This is a genomic window from Halomonas ventosae (genome assembly GCF_004361885.1).
GTDB classification, from domain to species: domain Bacteria; phylum Pseudomonadota; class Gammaproteobacteria; order Pseudomonadales; family Halomonadaceae; genus Halomonas; species Halomonas ventosae_C.
Genome location: NZ_SNWH01000046.1, coordinates 1 through 3,398, shown reverse-complemented (window position 1 = coordinate 3,398; position 3,398 = coordinate 1). Strand labels below are relative to the sequence as shown.

General features: G+C 61.1%; 6 protein-coding genes and 1 rRNA gene. 4 read left to right on the top strand and 3 right to left on the bottom strand.

The genetic code is table 11. The annotated features are described in order from the left end of the window. From rrf to rlmM, 3 genes are all read left to right on the top strand, one after another. Positions 1–79 (top strand): 5S ribosomal RNA (gene rrf / locus DFO68_RS16110); the annotation flags it as partial. Positions 80–138: 59 nt separating this feature from the next. Then, positions 139–621 carry a DUF2721 domain-containing protein gene (locus tag DFO68_RS15265; protein WP_243726539.1) on the top strand — a complete coding sequence of 161 codons (483 nt, stop codon included), beginning with the start codon at positions 139–141 and terminating at the stop codon, positions 619–621. After that, positions 618–1,685: a 23S rRNA (cytidine(2498)-2'-O)-methyltransferase RlmM gene (gene rlmM / locus DFO68_RS15260; RefSeq protein WP_133484457.1), complete on the top strand. Its 1,068-nt coding sequence runs from the start codon at positions 618–620 to the stop codon at positions 1,683–1,685. The genes DFO68_RS15265 and rlmM overlap by 4 nt, the downstream gene beginning before the upstream one ends. A gap of 14 nt (positions 1,686–1,699) precedes the next feature. Here the strand turns inward: rlmM and DFO68_RS15255 are convergent, their stop codons facing one another. Next, a complete protein-coding gene (locus tag DFO68_RS15255) occupies positions 1,700–1,990 on the bottom strand; it encodes an antibiotic biosynthesis monooxygenase family protein (protein WP_133484456.1) in 291 nt (96 codons plus the stop codon). Positions 1,991–2,031: 41 nt separating this feature from the next. On the opposite strand from DFO68_RS15255, the gene tusA reads away from it, so the two are divergent. Next, positions 2,032–2,283, top strand: coding sequence for a sulfurtransferase TusA (gene tusA / locus DFO68_RS15250; RefSeq protein ID WP_133484455.1), 252 nt, complete (start codon positions 2,032–2,034; stop codon positions 2,281–2,283). A gap of 24 nt (positions 2,284–2,307) precedes the next feature. Here tusA and DFO68_RS15245 read toward each other — a convergent pair whose 3' ends face one another. Together DFO68_RS15245 and DFO68_RS15710 are read right to left on the bottom strand one after the other, a co-directional pair. After that, complete coding sequence (locus DFO68_RS15245; protein WP_133484454.1) at positions 2,308–3,024, bottom strand: hypothetical protein; 717 nt, start codon at positions 3,022–3,024, stop codon at positions 2,308–2,310. Between the two features lie 97 nt (positions 3,025–3,121). After that, positions 3,122–3,398, bottom strand: a 277-nt coding sequence (locus tag DFO68_RS15710) for a hypothetical protein (protein WP_208107453.1), incomplete at its 5' end; no start/stop codon positions are given.

The following is a 3,398-nucleotide window of genomic DNA, read 5'->3' as shown; positions in this document are numbered from 1 at the left end:
TGCCGAACTCAGCAGTGAAACCGCTCAGCGCCGATGGTAGTGTGGGGCCTCCCCATGCGAGAGTAGGTCATCGTCAGGCACTTATCCCGAAAAAAACCCCGAGTTCATTTGAGCTCGGGGTTTTTTTATGGGCGACCCATGAAAGCATCACCTGTTATCATGGCATTGCGAATGAACATCGGAGCTCGTTCCGTGACGTTGACCACCCCGGCCCTGCTGTTTCCTGCCATCTCGCTGCTGCTGCTGGCCTATACCAATCGTTTCCTGGTGCTCGCCCAGTTAATCCGCAAGCTGGCGGATGAAGAGCGCGACCGGCATCAGACAGGCACCGCCCGACAGATCGTATTGCTCCGTCGGCGCATCTCTCTGACCAAGCGCATGCAGGTGGCGGGCGTGCTGAGTTTTTTGCTCTGCACCTTGTCGATGTTCGCCCTCTTCCTGTCGCTCGAGCTTGTGGGCATGCTGCTCTTCGGCGTGAGCCTGGTAACCCTGTCCATATCGCTAATCTACTCGCTCTGGGAGGTGACCATTTCTACCAACGCGCTCAATGTCCAGTTGCAGGATATCGAGGAATTGAGGAAAGCCACTTCCCCGGTAGCATCCGAGAAGACCAGCCGATGACCGTAGCCGGTGAGTGGTTGCTCTATTGTCGGCCGGGGTTCGAACATGACCTAGCGGCCGAGCTCTCGGACAAGGCCATGGCACTCGGCTGGCAGGGCAAAGCCAGGGTTACGCGGGGAGCCGGTTTCATTCGCTTTATGGTCACCGGTGATACGCCCGCAAACGCATTACATCGGACATTACCATTATCCGGCCTGGTGTTTGCCCGCCAGAGTCTGCTTGCATTGCCGCCCCTTGTGCTTGCGCGCGAGGATCGCCTGACGCCGATACTCGATCAGGTGGTAGCGAGTGGCTGGAGCTTCGATTCGGTATGGCAGGAAACGCCAGATACCAACGAGGGCAAGGCTCTCGCCGGGCTGCTCAAGGCGCTCAAGCGGCCGCTGGAGTCGCGGCTCAAGAAGCACGGCGCCCTGCGGCGCAAGGCTGGCGGGCGCCGGCTCCACCTGCTGTGGAATGACGGGGACCGCGTGCAGTTGGGCATGAGTTTCCCCGGCAATCGCAGCGAACTCCCCGGGGGTATTCGTCGGTTGCGCTTTCCCCATCGTGCGCCTAGCCGCTCCACGCTCAAGCTGGAGGAGGCCTGGCACGAATTTATTCCGCGAGACGAATGGGACGAGCGCCTGGGGGAAGGCATGCAGGCGGCCGATCTCGGTGCCGCACCTGGCGGCTGGACCTGGCAACTGGTGCAGCGCGGCATACATGTCTATGCCATCGACAACGGCCCCATGGACAAGGGGCTGATGGCCACCGGGCTAGTGGAGCACCTGCGCGAGGATGGTTTCATCTGGGAACCATCCGGTCGGCTAGACTGGCTGGTGTGCGATATCGTCGACAAGCCCTCGCGGGTGATGGCGATGGTCCAGCGCTGGCTGGTGCGGCGCTGGTGCCGAGAGGCGGTCTTTAACCTGAAGCTGCCCATGAAGCGGCGCTGGCAGGAAGTTTCCCACTGCCTCTTGGGCCTGGAGTCAGCGCTCGCCGAGGCCGGCGTGCGCGCCGAAGTGGCGTGTCGCCACCTCTACCATGATCGCGAGGAGGTGACCGTGTACGTGCGGCTCCTGGACTGAGCCCAGGTCCGGTGTCAGTGGGTCGTCGCCTCGTAGAGGCTGATACGTTCCTCCTCGGTCAGCAGCGGCAGTACGTCCTGGATGACCCGCGCGCGTCTGTCGCTCTGATACCATTCTCTCCAGGCGCGCAGGTCGCGCCACTTGGTGATCATCAGACGTCGATCGCTGTGGCCGAGTTCGACGAGGCTCTCGCCGCCGACGAAGCCGGGCGCGCTGAGGGAGTGGCGCATGGCCTCCCGGGCGGCTGCCTCGTACTCTTCTTCTAGGCCAGGCATGATACGACGTTCGATAATGATCTTGATCATCCGTTACTTCCTTACTCAGCTATTCTGCAACGAGGTCATCGATGTTTGATTCTGCAGATTCCTTACCAGCCTGTGATGCGCAACTCGATACCACAGGGCTTTACTGCCCTGAGCCGATCATGCTGATGCACAACAAGGTGCGTGACATGCATGCGGGGGAGGTGCTCAAGGTAACCGCCAGCGACCCGGCAACGACCCGCGACATTCCCAAGTTCTGCAGTTTCCTCGGGCATGAACTCTTGCACCAGCAAGAAGATGACGGCTGCTATCTCTACCTTATCCGTCTTGGCTGAGTCGCGGCCAGTCCGTTAAGTCCGTTAGTCGCTCGGCGTGTCAATGTCGTTACCGGGCATGACCATCAGCGCCAGGGCTTCGAGGGTGCCGGGATCCTCGTGACGGATGCGATTGGCGATCTGACGTTGGAAGAAGTAGACCACGCGGTGGCGGCTGTGGCCGGGATAGAGGCAGGGGTCGCCAGGCAGGATCGGAGTGCTCTCGATGAACCGCTCGTCGGCGAGCAGCGCTTCCACGCTGCCGTTGCTGTAAAGGCGCCACCCGTAGACCTGTTTCAGCTTCCAGGGCGCGTCGTTCTCATCCATGCATAGAGCATGCGTCCCCTGGGTCTCGGGAAGCTGCTGAATCAGCGTGGTTTCGTCGGTCTCCTCATAATCGAAGTAGGCGGCGGCATGCTCGAGCTCCAGCACCTTGTGCTCAGGCGCCTGCTCGAAGAGCTCCTCGGTTTCTGGGTCACGATAGCCGATGAAATGGCCGTGCTCGACGTCATCCAGGCGATGGCAGGGCGTCAGGGCCTCCATCCACGGGACCAGGCCGACCACTTCGCCATCTTCCTGAAGGCCCCAGGCCAGCAGAGGCATGCCGTACAGGGTATCGGCATCCGAGGCGAGCCGATAGACCATCTCCAGGTTGTCCAGCTCGGGAGAAAGGCGTACCAACCGGCGTCGGGCCAGTTGACGTTGGCGCATGGCCTCGAGGTCAATGACCCGGGCGGAGCGGGATGACTGCGGGGTTCCCATGATGTCCCTCCAAGTGCTGCGTGGGCACGGCATTGGCCTGGTGAGCAGCGCATTGCGTCACTGTCGTCTCATCAATAGCACAGAGTGATTGCCAAGGTTAAGTCCCAGCGGCGGATCCGCAATGATGAACAAGCCGATTGCGCAGTGCCACGATGCCCAGCGTCTTGGCTAGGCGCTGCTGATAGTTGCACAGCAGGATCTCGCTGTCACTCTCACCACGGCCAGCCAGCAGCAGATACAGCATCGCCAGCAGCCCCCGGATCACGGGAAGACGGAGGGTAAAGTGGACCCCACGGTCAAGACAGAATTTGCCTGAGTTTAAGCTAATGCCTCGGCCATGTTCGCAGCGGCACAGCGCTGCCCTGTTGCTTCGT

Excerpts from the sequence above, each read along its gene's own strand:
- DFO68_RS15265 (WP_243726539.1), top strand. The coding sequence starts at position 139 with ATGAAAGCATCACCTGTTATCATGGCATTGCGAATGAACATCGGAGCT.
- rlmM (WP_133484457.1), top strand. The coding sequence starts at position 618 with ATGACCGTAGCCGGTGAGTGGTTGCTCTATTGTCGGCCGGGGTTCGAA.
- DFO68_RS15255 (WP_133484456.1), bottom strand. The coding sequence starts at position 1,990 with ATGATCAAGATCATTATCGAACGTCGTATCATGCCTGGCCTAGAAGAA.
- tusA (WP_133484455.1), top strand. The coding sequence starts at position 2,032 with ATGTTTGATTCTGCAGATTCCTTACCAGCCTGTGATGCGCAACTCGAT.
- DFO68_RS15245 (WP_133484454.1), bottom strand. The coding sequence starts at position 3,024 with ATGGGAACCCCGCAGTCATCCCGCTCCGCCCGGGTCATTGACCTCGAG.